Below are 17,748 nucleotides of genomic sequence, written 5' to 3'. Positions count from 1 at the left end.
TCCTCCTATGAAACATCGATATCTTGGCCTTTGTTGCCAAACTTGAATACAAGCATCGTAACAATCAGTGAAAATGCTAACAGCAATACCGCCATGGCACTGGCATATCCCATTTTAAATTCCAGAAATCCTCTGCGGTAAATCTGGTGTACCACCGTTGTAGTGCGGTTTAGCGGGCCACCGCTTGTAAGAATATTTACCTGTTCAAACACTGCAAAACTGTTTACGATTCCTGTTACTACCAAAAAGAATGTGGTAGGTCTTAACATAGGCCATGTAATATTCAAAAATCTCCTTATAGGGCCTGCTCCATCTAACTGAGCAGCTTCATATAAAGACTCTGGGATTCCGGTAAGGCCTCCCAGGAAAATCACCATGGAATAACCGCAGTTTTTCCAAATTCCTACCAGAATAATACATAACATTGCCTGGCTCGGATTGATCAGCCATTTCTGCGGTGCAATCCCTATAGTTTCAAGTAATCTGTTAAAAATTCCGAAATTCGGGTTATATAACCACAGCCACACCATAGAAACGCATACCATAGACATTACGTTTGGAAGGTACAAAGCAGTCCTGAAAATAGGAACTGCTTTTGACTTCTTGTAAAGTAAAACAGCTAACAAAAGTCCAAGGGCAAGCTGCACTGTTAATGTGACAACCGTGTAAAACAACGTATTTGTAATGGCTCTCAGGAATTCTGAGTCTGAAAACAATTTCACATAATTCTTTATTCCTAAAAATTTAGGAATGGCATACATATTGAAATCTGTTAAGCTGTAATATAAGACCATTCCAATTGGAATCAAAATAAACACAGCGAAAATCAAATATGCCGGCAAAATCATGAGATATGCTTCTTTATCACTCTTCTTTTTCGTTTTTACTGCTTGTTTCGCCACAGTACCCCCTCCTTTTATTGATTGTCTATTTCTTCCTGTACCTTCTTTCCAGCTTCTTTTAAAGCTGTTTTGGCATCGCTCTGGTCATAATAAACCTGCTCCATAGCATCATCCACATAAGTCAGGACACTGTTGAAATATGGAACTTTCGGGCTTCCTTTTCCGATGGAGATTGCTTCCAGAATCCGTTCCCCGTTTTCTGTATCCAACTTCAGATAATCTTCCTCCAGAGAAGTTCTTACAGGAGCTGCATTTACGGTATCCATCCATGTCTTCATAGAATCCTGGCTGCACATATATTTCATCAGTTCCCATGCACCGTCTTTATGTTTTGAGTTTGCATTCATGAACATGAAATGCATACCGCAAAAGGTTGCACTGTTCTTATTGGAGAACATTGGAACCATTTTCAGTTTTCCTTCCAGCTCACCTGTGTTGGCGCCATTAAATTCATTTTCATTTAATATCGTCATAGCTGCTGTTCCGTTTTTAAATGGATTTTGGTCTGCCTGGGTATTATCCCATTCCACAAGCCCGATATCTTTCAACTCTTTCATAAATTCAAGAGCTTCTACTGCCTCCGGCTGGTCGAATAAAATTTTATCTTCTGCCTCGTCAATAAAGTTTTCCATGCCATTTTGCATTGCAAATACCTGGAAATACTGGTTGATATTAGTACCACTGGTCGGAAGGCCAAATCCACACTGAACCACTGTCCCTGACTTATCTTTTACTAAAAGTTTCTCATGAGCTTCTTTTAACTCTTCCCAATTGGCAGGTGGGTTATTGGGGTCTAAGCCAGCCTTTTCAAACAATTCTGTGTTGATGATAAACATACGTGCATCCGGTGTATATGGGATTCCGTACATTTTGCCGCCGATACTTCCTGCTTCCACAACACTGTCATAATAATCATCCAAATCTTCCCAGTCTTTTACATAGTCATCCAGACACTCATACTGTCCCATAGGAACTCTTGCACCAATTGAAGACATAGAGTAGTGTATTACATCCGCTGCCGTTCCTGATGCAAATCCTGTGTTTAATTTTGTTTCAAAGTCATCGCCCCATGGAGCTTCCTGATATTCCACTTCATACTCTGGATGCTCTTTTTCAAATCCTTCAATCATCTGCATAAATGCTTCTTTTTTATAATCTTCTGTTCCAGCCCGCAAGAATACCAGCTTTTCTTTTCCCTCTTTGGATTTTCCTTCCTTTGTGGAAACCAAATCCTCGTTTCCGCCTGAACATGCTGCAGAAGAAATCACAATCCCTCCTGTCAGCAGAACGCTAAGCACTGCTTTCCATTTTTTCCTCATAATTTTTCATTCCTCCTTTATCTTTCTTTATCAGGTAATCCAAATTATACATTTCCTATAAGTTTTTTCCATGCATCCTGTACATATTTTTTTGTGATTCATTTGCGTTTTTGTATTATTTAACACACTTCCCCAGATTCTCATTAAAATCCTCTCTATGTTTTGTCTTATTTTTTGTTTTTCTTGTAATATATTTACATCTTTTAGACATAAAAAAACGTCAATCCAGATAGGAATCAACGTTTTTTACTTCTATATACCTATTGTTTTCTAAATTCCAGAGGAGTCATTCCTGTATATTTTTTGAATACTTTGCTAAAATATGCCGAATCTGGAATGCCCACCAGGCATCCGACCTGATAAATGCTCTGTTTTGTCTCTGCCAGTAGTTTTTTTGCTTTTTCCATCCGAAAATCCAGCAAATAGGAATATATATTTTTCTGTGTTTCTTTCTTAAATAAATGGGACAGATAGCTCTTGTTCATGTGTACATAATTTGCAATCTCTTCCAATGAAATATTTTCTTTGTAATTTTTCTCAATGTATTCCAGGACTTTACATACGGCTTCACTATAATCCGGGTGCTGGCTCTGTAACTCCAGGATAAATTGCCTGGCATACCAGGTAACCTTTTCTTCCAGAATATCCATATTCTTGCAATGCGTGATTAGGATCAGCTCATCAATAGAACAGTTTTTCCGCTGTGCCTCATCTAAATAATTCCAGTAAATCTTCAAAAGCAAATCTAACACAAACCTTTTCACCAATGCAACATCCGGCATTTCCCTGCGGAACCTGTCAAAGATTTCCTCTAATGTTTCCAGTGCCTGTTCATACTGGTATGCTTCCCATCTTTCCTGCTCTTCCTTAAACAAGCTTTCGTATTGCTCATATCCGGTCTTGCTTATGTCGGTCCGACCATAAAACTCCAAACGCTCTGCTATTTTTCCGGCACCTTTATAGATTTTTTCCAGATCACTTCCCTCCCTGCCGATTCCGCCTGCACACAAAAATATCTCTGCATTTCCAAAAGAAGTCAGGGTTTGGTGCACCTCTGATATCAGTTTTGAAACCTCGTTTTCTGTTGTTTCAGCAAGAATAATGGCTTCCCTTTCATTTTGGGGCATGAAAATGATTTTCCTGTCTTTTTCCTGAAAGAAAAATTCCATGATCTGTTCCACCCGCTCCAGTCCAACCTGCTCATTTTCATTCTTCAGTATCATAACCGTATAGTCTCCCCCGCCCACAAGCGTTCAAAGACCAGCAATCTTTCCGGTGTATTCCAGTCCCCCTCTTTCATCATTTCCAGAAAAAAGGATTTCATTTCCTCCTGCTTTCTTTCTTTTTCCAGTTTTCTTCGCTTTTAGGCTGTTTTCTGCCTTCTGGATACAGCTGCACAGCTCTTCCTTTGTAATTTCTGATTTTTAACAAAAAATCTTTACGCCTAATTTCATGGCTTCTCTCGCATAAGAAAAGTCATCGTAGGCACTTAAAATCACGGTGTACGGAGCCATGGCCTTCTTTCTTTAACTGGCTGACCAGCTCCATGCCATCCATAACAGGCATCCTGATATCCGTAAACAGCAGGTCTGGTTTCCACTCCCTGCAGCACGCCAGAGCCTGGCTTCCATTTGTGCACGTTGCCACCACCTGGCACTCCGGAAACAAAACTTCGATATTCTTTTTCATCCATTTTAAAAATAATCTTCATCATCTGCAATTACAACCTTCACTTTTCCCCTTCCAAATGCAAGACCGGTATTTCTACCTGGAACGTGGTTCCGCCTTTTCATTCAAAAAAACGTATAATCCATATTTTTCTCCGAAATTCCTCTTGATTCTCATTTGAATATTAGAAATTCCGATTCCGCTAAACTGTTCCTTTACCTGCGGTACTTCTCTGCTTTCTATACACGTTTTTATACGTTCTAGATCTGCCCCGACTCCGTCATCCTCCACTTCGATGATGACTTTATCGTTTCTGCTATATGCACGTATCCAGATATGCCCCTGCTCCTCTTTTGTGTTAAATCCATGAGAAATACTATTTTCTACCAGAGGCTGAATCAAATTTTTCAAAATACCAAGTGCTCCGGTTTCATACTCTATAACCATTTTCCACTGAAACTTATTTTTATATCTCAAAGACATGAGTTCCAGATACTCTTCACATATCCATTTCTTCTTTGATTGAAATGAGCTTCTGCTGGCTGGCAAAAGACTTTCTAAGCAGCTTTGAGAAGGAAAGCACTGCCTGGTCTGCCTCCTCATATTCTTCCATCTGGATCATAAAGCGGATGGTCACCAGAGTGTTATAGAAAAAGTGGGGATTGATCTGTGCCTGCAAAGCCTGTATTTCCAACCTGTGCTTTTCTTCCTCTTCCTTTTCCAGCTGCCTTAGCAGCTCCTGTATCTTATCCAGCATAATGTTAAAATTGCGGAAAATACCCTGGAATTCTGTTTCATAATTTTCTGAAATTTTTGCCTCTAAGTTTCCCTCCGATACTTCAAGGATATTTTTGTTCAGGCGTTTCATTCTTCCTTCTATAATTCTGCAGTTATGGATCACAATAAAGGTCAATACCGCAAACATCGCTGCACCAAGCCCCAGGATCAGCAGCACATAGAAGGACCAGAAATTTTGATAGGGTTCGTAGCTGAGCAATTTCCAGCCCGTCTGGAAAATGCTGCTGAATCTGATATGGCAATTTTGCTTTTTAACATTTCCCACGAAAAACCCTTTTTCGTTTTCTGTAATCTTTTTATAATAGGAATTTTCTTCGATATCCGTACCATAAAGTGCTGGGTCAGAGGCATAAATGATCTTTCTGTATTGATCCATGACAATTACATTTTCCACATTTTTCCCATTATCTTCCGCCTCATTTCCCCAGATATCATTGGAAATAGCCACCAGCACTGTCGCAATTTTTCTTCCACTGTTGAGATTGCGGATATTCCGGATTGCAAATAAGGTATCTTCCTGAAACATACTTTTTAGCAATGGGCTTCTGTATTGGGGCAGGAAATAAATTTCATCCCTTTTCTCTTTTGCCTCCGGGTACCATGGTTCTTTTTGCAGGTCTTCAAATTTGACCTCATCTCCCAGAACCCCAAGGGAATTTTGAAAATAGCTGCTTCCATTGCTGCATAATATCATAATCTGATATTGCCTTTCCGGGAATAATTCCGTCAGCTCCGTCATTTTTTTCTGAATCTTATCATTTGCCTGTATCTTTTCATACCCGGTAAGCTTTGTTTTCTGTGATAAAATCTGATTGATTTCAAAATCCAGATACAACATATTGGTGATCTTCACGATTTCTGTATTTCTGGCTGAGATATTACTGCACCGTTCCTCAATGGCTGATAATTTACTTTTATTCCATTCGTAATTGCTTTTCTGAAAAACTGCAATTGTTAAAATGCAGAACAAAAGAAATAATGGTACTACGATCACAAAATCAAATAATAAAACGGTTCTTTTTATGCTGTATTGAAATCTTCTTTTCATCATCAACTCCTCTTTTATTCATTTGTATATTGTAACAATTTTATACTCTTTTTTCAACCATTACACAGTCACATTTACCATATAAAATTCTTATTAAGCAAACAAAACGGAGTGTCCCTGTTACAAGGAACACTCCACTGCAATTACAAAATTTCATAAACTTTTGTTTCATAAGCACCCAGAGAAATTTTTCCTTCTGCCTGCTCTTTTGTATCCATATCCTTTGCCGGTTTTTTCATCCAAATTTCCTGTTTCTGATCCGAATAATTCAAAACAAAAATATACATTTTGTGGTTCTTTTCCTTCACGGTAATCTCACATTCCTCAGGCACTTCTACCACATCACGATATGTCTCCACAACACCTGTATAATCCAGAAAAGCTTTTACATTTTCTCTCGTAAAAGTTCCTCCAAAATGAAGTACTTTTCCTTCTCCATATGTGTTTTCGATTAATACCGGACTTCCTTTATAATAGTTTCCTGCATATTTTGCCAGTACATTTGCATGTGTACCAACTGGTTCCAAAATGTCATTAAAAATACCTGTTTCCAGCATATTTCCATTCCAGTCCATCATCACATTCTCATCCGCAGGTCCTACAAAAGTAAATTCTTTCACATCACTTCCAGAGATTTCTGATAATAATCCAGGCATAGGTGTCATAACACACTTACCATTTTCATCTTTTTGACCTGTCCTGGCTCCCAGAATCAGGCATCCTCCCTTAGCAACATATTCTTTTAAAAGAGCCGCCTTTTTTTCTGATAAAATTAATCCATGCGGATAAATCAGCACCTTGTATTTTAACAACTCTTCTACCTCTGTATTTTCTAAAAGATAGAGATAATCCATTGGTGTATGATTCAACTGAGATGCAATAAAAATTTCCTCTTCACTGCTCCATGTAAGTCTGCGATGCCATACATCTACCTGTGCATCCCAGATATTACTATAATCTTTGATCATAGCAAAAGCTGCTTGATTTTTTGCTCCTGCTGTTTCTTCAATAGCCTGAACTCTTTCATATATTTTCTTTACTTCTGCCAGCTTCCGATTGTCACGATTATCATAATCCAAGATTCCATGCCAATAAATCTCTGTCCCAAACGTGCAGGTTCTCCAACGGAAAAAACTCACATAATCTGCTCCATGTGCAATGCTCTGCATTGCCCAAAGCATCATCTGCCCTGGTTTCGGTGCAGGTGCTTCCATTCTGGTATTCCATCCATTCGCACCCGACTGCTGCTCCATAATACCAAAGTGAGGACAAATAGAACGAACTTCTGTCAGTTTATCACTCCACCTTCTGTCATTTAAATTTTTTGAATGTTTTGGATCTTCACAGAGACAATATGCAAAATTCGGATAAGAATCGTATGTGTACACATCCAGAGCTTCGTCTGTTAATCTATGATTATCCAAATTCTGGAACATACCATTTGTAGTAATAAAATCTCCCTTTTTTACATATTTTCTCAGAATATCACTCTGCATTTTACAGAATTTCACTGCACTGTCTGACACAAAACGGATATAATCCAATGTCTGATGAGGATTTGTGGAATTATGTATCGTAATTCTTGGCACATAAATTTCTTCCCATCTGGTATATTCCTGATTCCAGAACACAGATCCCCATGCCTGATTTAAAGCATCTAATGTTCCGTATTTTTCTTTTAAAAATTTCCGAAATGCCAGCGTATCACTCTCAGAGTAGAATTCATCCACTTCACAATTTATTTCATTATCGATTTGCCAGCCTATTACACTCGGATGTTTTGCATAGTGCTCTCCAAATTTTTCCACAATTCTTTTACACAATTTTTGATATACCGGCGAATTGTAATTATAATGTCTGCGCATACCGTGGCGGAATTTCACACCGTCCATCCTGCAATTTAAAACTTCTGGATATTTTTCTGTAAGCCATGCAGGAGGGGTTGCTGTTGGTGTACCAAAAATCACATTCATATCTGTCTTTGCAACTACCTTCAGAAACTCATCAAAAAACTCAAATGTAAATTCTCCTTCTCTTGGCTCTACTTTACTCCATGCAAATTCTCCAATGCGTATAGTTTTAATTCCATGGGCAAGCATTCTTTCCAAATCCTCTTCCCACATATTTTTATCCCAATGCTCCGGGTAATAGCAGGTTCCCAGTGACAGTGTGTTCCATTGATAATTTTGCTGTTTTCTCATAAGCTTTCCCTTTCATTCATTATTCTTTAGAGATGTTCCGTGGAATTAAAAATGAAATTCTGGTTCCTTGTTCTTTTTTACTTTCAATTTTTAACATGCTTGCTTCGCCGTAACACAATAATAATCTGCGATAAACATTCTTTAATCCAATAGACTGTTTTGTGTTATTTTCTCTGCATTTTTTATACAAATCCAGAATTTCTGTTTCATCCATTCCAACGCCATTGTCTTCGACCAAAAATGTAAGAAACTCATCTTGTATCGAAATATTGATAGATACTTTTCCTTTTTCTATTTTAGGTTCAAGTCCATGGATAATTGCATTTTCAATCACAGGCTGTAAGATAAAATTAGGCACCATACAAGAATAGGCATCTTCTTCCACAAAATATTCTGATGAAATTTTGTCTCCAAAACGTTCTTGTTGAATTAAAAGATAATCCTTTACTGTGTTCATTTCCTCTCTTAATGTGATAAAACTTTCTTTTTTAATGGTAGCCCTTAACAGTTCTGCAAGAGCAATTGTCATTTCAGAAACATCCATATTTCCTTTAGCTAATGCCATCCAGCTAATAGTATCCAATGCATTATACAAGAAATGTGGATTTATCTGCATTTGTAGAAATTCCAGCTCTGCCTGTTTTTGTGTTAATTCCATTTTATAAACCTTTTCGATCAACGTTTCGATATTTTCTGCCATTTTATTATATTCCAGGCCGATCATACCGATTTCATCGTTAGAAACAATTTTAACCCTTGGGTACTCGTTATCTTTTGCTAAGGTTTTCATACTCTCCATCAATTCTTTAGCCGGATACGCAATCCTCGATGTAACATACCATACAAAACCAAGACTGATTCCTAAAACCAAAAGAACAATCCCCGCTGCCAGTACAATCAGATGATTCATCTCTTTATTAAACTCTTTGACTGAAACTGTTTGTACAAGACTCCATCCATTCGGCATTTCATTTCCTACAAAATAAAAAGCCTGCGTACTGCTAAACATATCATATCTGGAAGTATTTGACTCTCTTATGTCACTTAGTTTTACAGGAAAATTTTCTCCAACATATCCCTCTTTATTTGCCACCATGATTCTCCCATGTGTATTTACAACATAGGAAGCTCCGGAATATTTACTGGAATTATCCGCCAAAATGTCAGAAAGGTAAGAATTTTCATATACAATATTAATATATCCCGCTGGTTTCATAGTATTGAAGTCTAAAATCGCTTTTGCAACACAAATTCTATTTTTTTCACCAGTTATTCCCCATAAACTGCTGCCATTGGCCTCATAAATTTCATCCTCTGTAAAACCAAATTGTGTTCCACCTGTTTCAATTTTTTTTACTGCAAATTCTATCCCTTCTCTGGAAATAACACTTACCGATACAACATAAGACGCATACAAAGCCCAATTGGATAATTCTCTTTCTATCTTTTGTCTGCACCGTGCTAAATCATAGGAATCCAGAGCTTTTTCATTTACTATTCTTAATTGGCTCTGTATTACCTGGCTGGATAATATCTGAACATTAATGTCTTCTATTTTTTGAATATTATTTTCCAGATTATTGGTCGTCTGCTCATTTATGTCATTTAAATAAATTTGAGAGAGAGAACTATAGCCATAACGGAAAACAACAGCAAACAGACTTGCAATCCCAATTCCTGTAACAGTAATCAGAACTGCAAAGACAACCATCATCTTCTTTCGAATGCTAATAAACCCCCTCTTCTCATCCATGCTTCACCCTTCCTCTCATTCTTCTTTTTTCATAAGCTGAAGAACATCTATAATGCTATATTCTTGTTTTTCATCTCGCTTACGAAATTCTCCCGGACTCATGCCAAAAACTTTTTTGAAAGCCTGACTAAAATACTTCTGTTCGCTAAATCCAGCCTGTTCGCCAATCATACTGATTTTTCCATATTCTTTTTGGAGCATTTCCGCTGCCTGTGCCAATCGAATACTGGTTAGAATTTCACTGAAAGAATAACCTGTTTCCTTCTTTATCATTCTGGAAAGATAAGCTACAGAATAATGATATTTTTCTGCAAGAGAATTCAGAGAAACACCCTGGCTATAATTATGCGCCATATCTTTCAAGATTTCCATGGCCTGTTCCTGAACCCCTCTGAAATGCCAGCTAATCTGTTCTTGATAATCCTTAGAGTTCGTAACCTCTCCATACTTTTCTACCACTTTCTCCTTATATCTTTTTTTCTCTAAGGTTTCCTTGACTCTTTCAACAGTAGACAAAATATCTTTTGGTCTCAGGGGCTTTAACATATAATCCAAAACCCCATTCCTCAAAGCTTTCTGTGCATATTCGAATTCAGAAAATCCCGTAAGCAATACTACCGCTGTATCCAAGTTATTCTTACTTACATACTCTGCCAGCTCTAACCCAGAAAGACCGGGCATTTTAATATCACTGATTACAATATCTATCCTTTTTTTCTTTAAAATTTCTAATGCTTCCAAACCGTTCTCTGCCTGATATGTTTGATCAATCCCTATCGTATTCCAGGGAAGAGATAATAATCCGTTTCGGATATTCTTTTCATCATCTGCAATCAGTAATTTCATCCTTACATTCCTCGCTTTATCCTTTTACAGCACCTGCAACCATACCTTCCATAATATGTCTATGCAACCATATGTACACAAGAATACTTGGTATAATCGTAATGATGACCGCCGCAATCTCTACTACATAATTTGTAGCATATTGTCCCTGAAATTCTGTCAATCCAACAGGCAGCGTCATCTTAGACGAATCTGTTAAAAAGATCTGTGGGAGCAGCAAATCATTCCAGATATTAATAAATGTAACTACCGCCACCGTCACAATAGAGGATTTTGAAATGGGCATGATAATTTTAAAGAAAATCTGATAAATATTACAACCATCCATAACTGCCGCTTCTTCCATCTCAATTGGCAAAGAGCCCATAAAACCTGTCATGATAAATATAGCCATGGGAAAAGCAATGCCTATGTGGGGTAAAATAACTGCCAAGTGTGTATTAAGTAATCCCATTTTATTAAACATCGAGAACAAAGGAACAACCATGGCGTATACCGGAATCATCATTCCCAGCAGAAAAATACTTAAAGTTACTTTAGATAATTTCCAGTACATTCTGGTAATCGCATAAGAAACCATACTACTTAAAAGAACAGAAACAAAAACTGCTGATACTGCAATAATAACAGAGTTGCCAAAATATTGCAAAATATGTCCTTCTTCTATCGCTTGAATATAATTTACAAAACTAAAGCTCTCTGGAAGTCCCCATGGATTTGCATACAATTCCGTATTTGTCTTAAAAGAACTAAGCAATAACCACAACAACGGATAAAGACACAACACCGTAAAAAAAACAAGGCATATATATTTGATAACTAAAAAGAAGCGATCCTTTGGTGATAATCTCATCTTTCTCCCTCCTTTTAATACTCTACTCTATCTGAACGGAACACAAAGTTTGAAAGAAGAACCGAACAAATACATAATAATAAAAGAATCACACCGATTGCTGCTGAATATCCATATTTTAAAGTACGGAATCCCTGGTAGAACATATATGTCGACATAAGTTCTGTTGCATGATTCGGTCCTCCTCCTGTCATAACTGCTACCAAATCATAATATTTAAGTGAACCAGTAATAATCAGCACTGCATCTACCTTTAAAATAGGCTTGATCAACGGAAATGTAATAGATTTAAATTGAACCCATTTACTTGCTCCATCTATTTCTGCCGCTTCATAATAAGACTCTGATATATTTTTCATTGCCGCAATCTGTATAATCATGTGATACCCTACGAACTGCCACATAACTACAATAATAATACAGAACAATGCTAAATTTTTATCTGCCAGCCATACCTGCTTCAAACTTCCCAGTCCAATCATTTCAAGGAATTTATTGATCAAACCAAATTCTGAATTATATACAAAAGTCCAAGTCAGACCTACTGCAACACCACAGATTACACTTGGCAGAAAGAATACTGTCTGGAAAAAATGACTTCCTTTTATTTTCTGAAAAAGTATATTTCCAAAGAATAATGCCAACGGTAAGTGAGCAATCAAGGAACCAATGACCATAAGAATATTATTCTTAACTGCACCTATAAAAGTTTTATCCTGAAACAAATTAATGTAGTTTTTAATTCCAACAAACTTACTTGGACTCATTAAGTCTGTTTGCAGAAAGCTGACATATACGTTATATCCAATTGGAACTAAAACAAAAATTGCATAAATCAGAAACGCAGGTAAAACAAAAACTGCAATACTCTTTTTATTTCCAAGCACTTTATTCATAGTGCTCCCCCTTTCCACACGAAATTGTAAAATGCGGAAATGCAAGTTTTATGCATCTCCGCATTCTCATGCTTGTCATGATGCCTACACGTTATCTGTCTGCATTATCTTCTGCAAATTGCTGAAGTGAATCAAATGCAGTTTTTGCTTCCTCGCCGCCGAGTACAGAAACACAGGTATTATTGAACTCAACACCTTCACCTGCACCAAACTGTCTATCCCACCAAGGAGTAAGACCAACCTGTGTATTTGAAATATTCAGCACATCAGACATTAAAGGAGACAGCTTTGTTTCATCAATTGGATAATTTCCTGCCGGAATTCTTCCATTTTCATATAACAGCATCTCTTCGCTTTCCTGAGATGTCCAATATTTCAAAAAGGCAACTGCTGCATCTACATTCTTACAGTTCTTTGAAACAGCAAAACTGGTATCTACAGATCCAACGGAAATATTGTTATATTGTGCATCATATGCCGGAAGCACAAATGCACCTACATTTTCTCCAACACTGCTTTTTGCTACTTTATCTGCATCCCAGGCTCCCTGGAAATACATAGCTGTTTTTCCATTCATAAACAAGTCTGTGGATTCTTCTGGCCCCATTCCGATATAACCGTCCTGGAAATATCCTTTATCTGCCATTTCTTTTACTTCTTCTGCTGCTTTTACATGGGTTTCGTTATTCCACTTTTCTTCTCCTGCACAAACATCTTTAAATAACTGATCTCCTGCCATTCCTCCTGCAATTTGCTGTACAAACTGTGCCGGAATCCAAGCATCTGTACCACACAATGCCATTGGTGTTACACCATTATCTTTTAATGTCTGGCAAACCTCTAAAAATTCTTCATAAGTTGTAGGAACTTCTACTGCATTTTCTTCGAATATTTGCTTATTATAGAACATAACACAAAGCGATTTCTGTGTCGGAACTCCATAATTTTTCCCGTCAAAAGATAACAAATCTAAGGTTCCCTCTGCAAAAGAATCTTTCCATTCTTTATCTTCTTCTAAGTAAGAAGTAATATCTACGACTTTGCCTCCCTCCACAAACGGCTGAAGATAAGATAATTCCCAAGTAAAAAAGATATCCGGTACCGCATTGGAAGCCATGAGCGTTGTTAATTTTGTTTTGTACTGCTCATTTTCATAAAACTCGATTTCCACATCCACTCCATACTCATTATTTTCAGAAAATTTTTCTGCAATTGAATTATAAGCATCAAGGTATGTATCTGCTTCCGTACCTACACACATAACCTTAATGGTATCTCCTTTTTGGGAACTTTCTTTTCCTTCTTCTCCAGAAGTTTCACTTCCACCTCCGCATCCTGCCAACATGCTCCCCATCATACCAGCAACAAGTAAAGTAACTACCCATTTTTTTCTCATAAGTTTTTCCTCTCTTTCCGTTTTTCGATACTATTACTTTATCACTTATCTTTTTGATGAAATAGTATGGTTTTTTACCTGATAAGTTAGATATTTTGACCATATTATTTGTATCACACTCAGCAGTATGCTGCTCATTTTGTTCCATAAACAAAAAAACATATGAAGTTTTACATTTTTCGCTTCATATGCTTTTCTATTTATGACACATATTGTTTTATCACATTCTATTTCACAAAAACTCTGCAAATCTCAAGTCCGACCACAGACTCTCCTGCATTTTCAATCATCCGTTCTTTGCTCCAATTCTTACAGATAAACAGTTCTCCTGTTTTCACCTGCTTATCTTCAATCTTCACATTTCCTGCCGCTACATAGACAGCCAGAAGATTCTCTTCTTCCTCCGGCTTCAGTGTAAAACTTCCGCCTGGGTTTATCTGTGCTGTTTCCCTCTTCCCATCTGCACCATGTTTCAGCATCAAATTGAAATCTACCACCTGTCCGAAACTAACCGTTGGAATCCCTCCATCAAAGCAGTCCACCTGAAACGGTTCCTTTTCTGTATTTTCGTATTCTCTGCGATTATCTCTTTGTGAACTGAAATTAACATTCAGGTAACTGGGAAAGCTTGATTTTACTGGGTTCTTGGATTGTGGTGTTGCAAACACGTTACAAACGCAGGGCTTCTCGTTACTCCTCACCACACCTCAAAACTATAATTATTTTGTTTGATAATGTAGCCAAACGGCATCACTGTCAAATTTCTTAACATCCATAAGTTTTAAATCTATTAAATCATGATCCATTTCCAATCCATCAAATACCGCTGCCATACTGCCTCGCCCGTCAATTCCGGCTCCAATCAGAATGCTGATTTCATCAAGTAATCCTGCGTCCAAAAATCCCGCGTTGATCGCTCCACCGCCAACAACTCCCATTCTCTCTACACGAAATTCTAAAGCAAGTATTTCTGACACACGTACAAGATCGATTTTTTCTTTTCCGCAAACAATCCATGAAATATTCTGCTTATCCAAATACTCAAGATATTCTTTCGTTACCTGTTCACTTGTAATAATCAGATAAGGTTTTTCCATATCTGTTGCATTTGGCCATAAAAGTTTTCCCTTGGTATCAACAACTATCTCATAGCCTTTCGCTTCTGTTTTTTTGGAAAATCCTTCTTTGCCATAAACTTCTGTATTATTTGCTGTAAATTCACCTGGTTCTGCCAGTTCTAATTCCGCAGTAACCCTTCCGCTGACCGTAGTCGGTACATTCAACTCATTCAAGATGCGATAATAATCTTCACCGCCTCGAAGTCCCTCCGTCATCTTACAATCAATTCTTCCATCTACCGATGTCATCATATGACAAATCATATATGGTTTCGCCATTTGTATTCTCCTTTTCCACTCAAGTTATTTTCTGTTATTTCAATATACTGTATTCCTCATTAGTAACCGGTTCGCACCATTCGTTTGAGATATCTTCTCCCGGCACTTCGATTGCCAGATGAGAAAACCATTCATCCGGTGCTGCCCCATGCCAATGTTTCACTTCCGGCAGAATATTGATACAGTTTCCCGGATTCATTTCGATTGCTTCTTTTCCTTCTTCCTGATAATATCCACGCCCTGCCACACAGATCAATATCTGTCCGCCGCCGTTCTTTGCATGATGGATGTGCCAGTTATTTCGGCATCCCGGTTCAAATGTTACATTGAATACTCCTACCTGTGAAGCCGAGACAGGGGCAAGAAAACTCCTTCCCGAAAAATACTGTGCAAAGCCATCGTTTGGTGCTCCTATGGGAAATACCATTTCCTTTGCATGCGCTCTCATAGCATCTTCTTCATAAGGTAAATCTCCTTCATCCACATTCCACACTTCTTTTGCCATGTTAAATACCGCCCATCCCTTAGGCCATCCTGTATAAAATGCAACATGAGTGATAACCGCCGCAATTTCTTTCTGGGTTACACCATGTGATTTTGCATTCTGCAAGTGGAATTTTAAGGAAGAATCTGTAATACCGGAAGCCATCAGCGCCACCACCGTAATCATGCTTCTTGTCTTTACATCAATATCTTGATTATTCCAGTTTTCTCCAAAAAGGACATCATCATTGAAATGGGCAAACTGCGGGGCAAATTCTTCTAAAGCATTTCTTCCTGCTGTCTGTACGATTTTTTTCATGTTAAATCTCTCCAATCCTATAATGCTCCTGCCCATTCAGCGATCTGCTGTCTGTTTACATTGTGAAATACCTTTCCTTCTGTGATCACACTGCCTGGCGCAGAAGGCTGCAATTCTCTCACCGTATTTCCAAATCCGCTTCCACCGGAAGTCGCAAACAAAATAATCTTTTTACCTGAGAAATTGTATTTTTCCAAAAATGTATTTACGATTGTGGGCGCTACATACCACCAGATTGGAAATCCTAAAATGACTTCTTCATAGGCATCGATATCTATATCTGTATCCAGTATTTCCGGTCTAAATTTCTTATCACTCATCTCTATACTGCTTCTCGACTTCTTATCCATCCAGTCAAGATCCGCATTTATATATGGAATCTTGGGTACAATTTCAACCAAATCTGCTTTCGCACTATTAGCAATCATTTCTGCCGCTTTTTTTGTGGTTCCGCTTGCACTAAAATATGCCACCAATCTTTTTTTCATAGTCGTCTGCCTCCTTTTCAAGAACTGTACATCTTTACATGAAGTGCATTTTTTTGAATTATAGGATTCTGACATGATTTCCTGTAATTCAAAAAGATGTGCAAGATATCGTCTTATCCTACACACCCATTCTATAACCAATACTTATACCATGTCCAATACTTATATTGCATTGACTTTTATGCCCAAAAGGCATTGATTTCTTTTATCATCTTATTTACTGCCTGTGAATAAGGAATATTTCTTCTCCATGCAATCACACTGCTTGCAGTAATTTCAGGGTAAAGCCTTCTTTGTACAAGAATATCTTCCCGCCAGTATTTTACAGCGCCTTCAATAGATATCGGATATCCAAGTCCATTTGCTGCCATCACGCCTGCATTTGTCCCAAGATTACTGATAAACGAAATATCAAGTTTAGAAAAATCCTTTCCAAACCAGTTTGCAAGTTCACTTTGAACACCTACTCTTTCCGGTAAAATAAGAGATTTTCCTAAAAGGTCTGCCTTTTCTATGTACTGCTTATCCGCAAGCGGATCATCCGGTTTCATTCCCACTACCCATTGATCGCTGTCTTTCATTCTGATGTAATCAAGCCCTTCTGTATCTACCGGTTCCATAAACAATGCGATATCCACAAGCCCTTTATTCATCATTTCGTATATTGTATCTGCAGTTGCAGTATGAATCCCAATCTGAACAAGGGGATATTTTTCTTTATACCGCCTGCATATCTTTGCCAGAGTTTCTACAGCTGTAAACTCTCCACAGCCAAAAGTAACCGTCCCTTCTATTACCTCTTCCGTTCCCTTTAGTTCTTCTAAAGTGCGTTCTTCAAGGTTAAGGATCTCCAACGCCCTTCTCTTTAACAAAATTCCCTCATCCGTAAGCGTAATACTTTTTCCATTACGAACAAACAATACGATACCCAACTCCTCCTCAAATGCAGCAAGCTGTCTTGATAAGGTTGGCTGTGTGATGTGTAATTGTTCTGCCGCTTTTGTAAAACTTTGCTCTTTTGCTACCGTTAAAAAATAGCGTAATATTCTTAATTCCATGCTGACTCACCACAATATTCTGTAATTTTATCAAAATTCCCATTATTCTCTATTATTTTTTATAGAAAAGTATTTCATCTCCCATCTCACCCTCTCCTTTCGCAAATTTGTGTCATCAGTGATGACACAAATTCACATCTCTCATTCAACGATTTTTCTGAAGGCAGGAAAATCGCCCATAATAACAAAATATATCTTCTATAACAGAGTATACCATCATCTTGTAACAAAATACATATAAAAAATAGGCTTCGCCTATTCAACTCCCCTTCCCCTCATTCTTGAGGGGGATAGGGGTTTCTTTTTGTTCTTTTTTCATCCAT

At 37.8% G+C, this 17,748-nt stretch carries 17 protein-coding genes; all 17 read right to left on the bottom strand.

Features of this window, described 5'->3' with window-relative positions; genetic code table 11:
• Positions 1-5: 5 nt before the first annotated feature.
• Positions 6-902, bottom strand: coding sequence for a carbohydrate ABC transporter permease (locus DQQ01_RS02820; RefSeq protein ID WP_111918237.1), 897 nt, complete (start codon positions 900-902; stop codon positions 6-8).
• Positions 903-916: 14 nt separating this feature from the next.
• Complete coding sequence (locus DQQ01_RS02815) at positions 917-2,221, bottom strand: ABC transporter substrate-binding protein (RefSeq protein WP_111918235.1); 1,305 nt, start codon at positions 2,219-2,221, stop codon at positions 917-919.
• Positions 2,222-2,481: 260 nt separating this feature from the next.
• Entirely contained in the window at positions 2,482-3,444 is a 963-nt protein-coding gene (locus DQQ01_RS02810; RefSeq protein ID WP_111918233.1) for a helix-turn-helix transcriptional regulator, read from the bottom strand.
• A gap of 253 nt (positions 3,445-3,697) precedes the next feature.
• Complete coding sequence (locus DQQ01_RS02805) at positions 3,698-3,868, bottom strand: response regulator (RefSeq protein ID WP_207657637.1); 171 nt, start codon at positions 3,866-3,868, stop codon at positions 3,698-3,700.
• A gap of 117 nt (positions 3,869-3,985) precedes the next feature.
• Positions 3,986-4,366 carry a sensor histidine kinase gene (locus tag DQQ01_RS16290; RefSeq protein WP_242980512.1) on the bottom strand — a complete coding sequence of 127 codons (381 nt, stop codon included), beginning with the start codon at positions 4,364-4,366 and terminating at the stop codon, positions 3,986-3,988.
• Between the two features lie 22 nt (positions 4,367-4,388).
• Positions 4,389-5,738 carry a sensor histidine kinase gene (locus DQQ01_RS02800; protein WP_242980510.1) on the bottom strand — a complete coding sequence of 450 codons (1,350 nt, stop codon included), beginning with the start codon at positions 5,736-5,738 and terminating at the stop codon, positions 4,389-4,391.
• Between the two features lie 140 nt (positions 5,739-5,878).
• Positions 5,879-7,936: a beta-galactosidase gene (locus DQQ01_RS02795; RefSeq protein ID WP_111918231.1), complete on the bottom strand. Its 2,058-nt coding sequence runs from the start codon at positions 7,934-7,936 to the stop codon at positions 5,879-5,881.
• A gap of 19 nt (positions 7,937-7,955) precedes the next feature.
• Positions 7,956-9,689: a sensor histidine kinase gene (locus DQQ01_RS02790; RefSeq protein WP_111918229.1), complete on the bottom strand. Its 1,734-nt coding sequence runs from the start codon at positions 9,687-9,689 to the stop codon at positions 7,956-7,958.
• Between the two features lie 15 nt (positions 9,690-9,704).
• Positions 9,705-10,535, bottom strand: coding sequence for a response regulator transcription factor (locus tag DQQ01_RS02785; RefSeq protein WP_111918227.1), 831 nt, complete (start codon positions 10,533-10,535; stop codon positions 9,705-9,707).
• Positions 10,536-10,551: 16 nt separating this feature from the next.
• The gene (locus DQQ01_RS02780; RefSeq protein WP_111918225.1) at positions 10,552-11,388 is read right to left on the bottom strand and encodes a carbohydrate ABC transporter permease; all 837 of its coding nucleotides are present in this window, start codon (positions 11,386-11,388) and stop codon (positions 10,552-10,554) included.
• A 14-nt stretch (positions 11,389-11,402) separates the two neighbouring features.
• The gene (locus DQQ01_RS02775; RefSeq protein ID WP_111918223.1) at positions 11,403-12,284 is read right to left on the bottom strand and encodes a carbohydrate ABC transporter permease; all 882 of its coding nucleotides are present in this window, start codon (positions 12,282-12,284) and stop codon (positions 11,403-11,405) included.
• A 91-nt stretch (positions 12,285-12,375) separates the two neighbouring features.
• Positions 12,376-13,680, bottom strand: coding sequence for an ABC transporter substrate-binding protein (locus DQQ01_RS02770; RefSeq protein ID WP_111918221.1), 1,305 nt, complete (start codon positions 13,678-13,680; stop codon positions 12,376-12,378).
• Positions 13,681-13,907: 227 nt separating this feature from the next.
• Complete coding sequence (locus DQQ01_RS02765; RefSeq protein WP_162624228.1) at positions 13,908-14,222, bottom strand: HutD family protein; 315 nt, start codon at positions 14,220-14,222, stop codon at positions 13,908-13,910.
• Positions 14,223-14,399: 177 nt separating this feature from the next.
• Positions 14,400-15,077 (bottom strand): dihydrofolate reductase family protein, encoded by a 678-nt coding sequence (locus tag DQQ01_RS02760; RefSeq protein WP_111918217.1) that lies wholly within the window; start codon positions 15,075-15,077, stop codon positions 14,400-14,402.
• A 34-nt stretch (positions 15,078-15,111) separates the two neighbouring features.
• Positions 15,112-15,879, bottom strand: coding sequence for a carboxymuconolactone decarboxylase family protein (locus DQQ01_RS02755; protein ID WP_111918215.1), 768 nt, complete (start codon positions 15,877-15,879; stop codon positions 15,112-15,114).
• Positions 15,880-15,896: 17 nt separating this feature from the next.
• Positions 15,897-16,367 (bottom strand): flavodoxin, encoded by a 471-nt coding sequence (locus tag DQQ01_RS02750; RefSeq protein ID WP_111918213.1) that lies wholly within the window; start codon positions 16,365-16,367, stop codon positions 15,897-15,899.
• Positions 16,368-16,546: 179 nt separating this feature from the next.
• Positions 16,547-17,425, bottom strand: a complete 879-nt coding sequence (locus tag DQQ01_RS02745) for a LysR family transcriptional regulator (protein WP_111918211.1) — start codon at positions 17,423-17,425, stop codon at positions 16,547-16,549.
• Positions 17,426-17,748: the final 323 nt, after the last annotated feature.

This window comes from Blautia argi (assembly GCF_003287895.1).
GTDB lineage: Bacteria > Bacillota > Clostridia > Lachnospirales > Lachnospiraceae > Blautia > Blautia argi.
Note: the sequence above shows the minus strand (reverse complement) of the source record. Positions and strands in the feature narration are given on the sequence as shown.

What these genes read in the sequence shown, in the direction of transcription:
- DQQ01_RS02815 (WP_111918235.1), bottom strand. Translation starts at nt 2,221, where the DNA reads ATGAGGAAAAAATGGAAAGCAGTGCTTAGCGTTCTGCTGACAGGAGGG.
- DQQ01_RS02810 (WP_111918233.1), bottom strand. Translation starts at nt 3,444, where the DNA reads ATGATACTGAAGAATGAAAATGAGCAGGTTGGACTGGAGCGGGTGGAA.
- DQQ01_RS02800 (WP_242980510.1), bottom strand. Translation starts at nt 5,738, where the DNA reads ATGATGAAAAGAAGATTTCAATACAGCATAAAAAGAACCGTTTTATTA.
- DQQ01_RS02795 (WP_111918231.1), bottom strand. Translation starts at nt 7,936, where the DNA reads ATGAGAAAACAGCAAAATTATCAATGGAACACACTGTCACTGGGAACC.
- DQQ01_RS02790 (WP_111918229.1), bottom strand. Translation starts at nt 9,689, where the DNA reads ATGGATGAGAAGAGGGGGTTTATTAGCATTCGAAAGAAGATGATGGTT.
- DQQ01_RS02785 (WP_111918227.1), bottom strand. Translation starts at nt 10,535, where the DNA reads ATGAAATTACTGATTGCAGATGATGAAAAGAATATCCGAAACGGATTA.
- DQQ01_RS02780 (WP_111918225.1), bottom strand. Translation starts at nt 11,388, where the DNA reads ATGAGATTATCACCAAAGGATCGCTTCTTTTTAGTTATCAAATATATA.
- DQQ01_RS02775 (WP_111918223.1), bottom strand. Translation starts at nt 12,284, where the DNA reads ATGAATAAAGTGCTTGGAAATAAAAAGAGTATTGCAGTTTTTGTTTTA.
- DQQ01_RS02770 (WP_111918221.1), bottom strand. Translation starts at nt 13,680, where the DNA reads ATGAGAAAAAAATGGGTAGTTACTTTACTTGTTGCTGGTATGATGGGG.
- DQQ01_RS02760 (WP_111918217.1), bottom strand. Translation starts at nt 15,077, where the DNA reads ATGGCGAAACCATATATGATTTGTCATATGATGACATCGGTAGATGGA.
- DQQ01_RS02755 (WP_111918215.1), bottom strand. Translation starts at nt 15,879, where the DNA reads ATGAAAAAAATCGTACAGACAGCAGGAAGAAATGCTTTAGAAGAATTT.
- DQQ01_RS02750 (WP_111918213.1), bottom strand. Translation starts at nt 16,367, where the DNA reads ATGAAAAAAAGATTGGTGGCATATTTTAGTGCAAGCGGAACCACAAAA.
- DQQ01_RS02745 (WP_111918211.1), bottom strand. Translation starts at nt 17,425, where the DNA reads ATGGAATTAAGAATATTACGCTATTTTTTAACGGTAGCAAAAGAGCAA.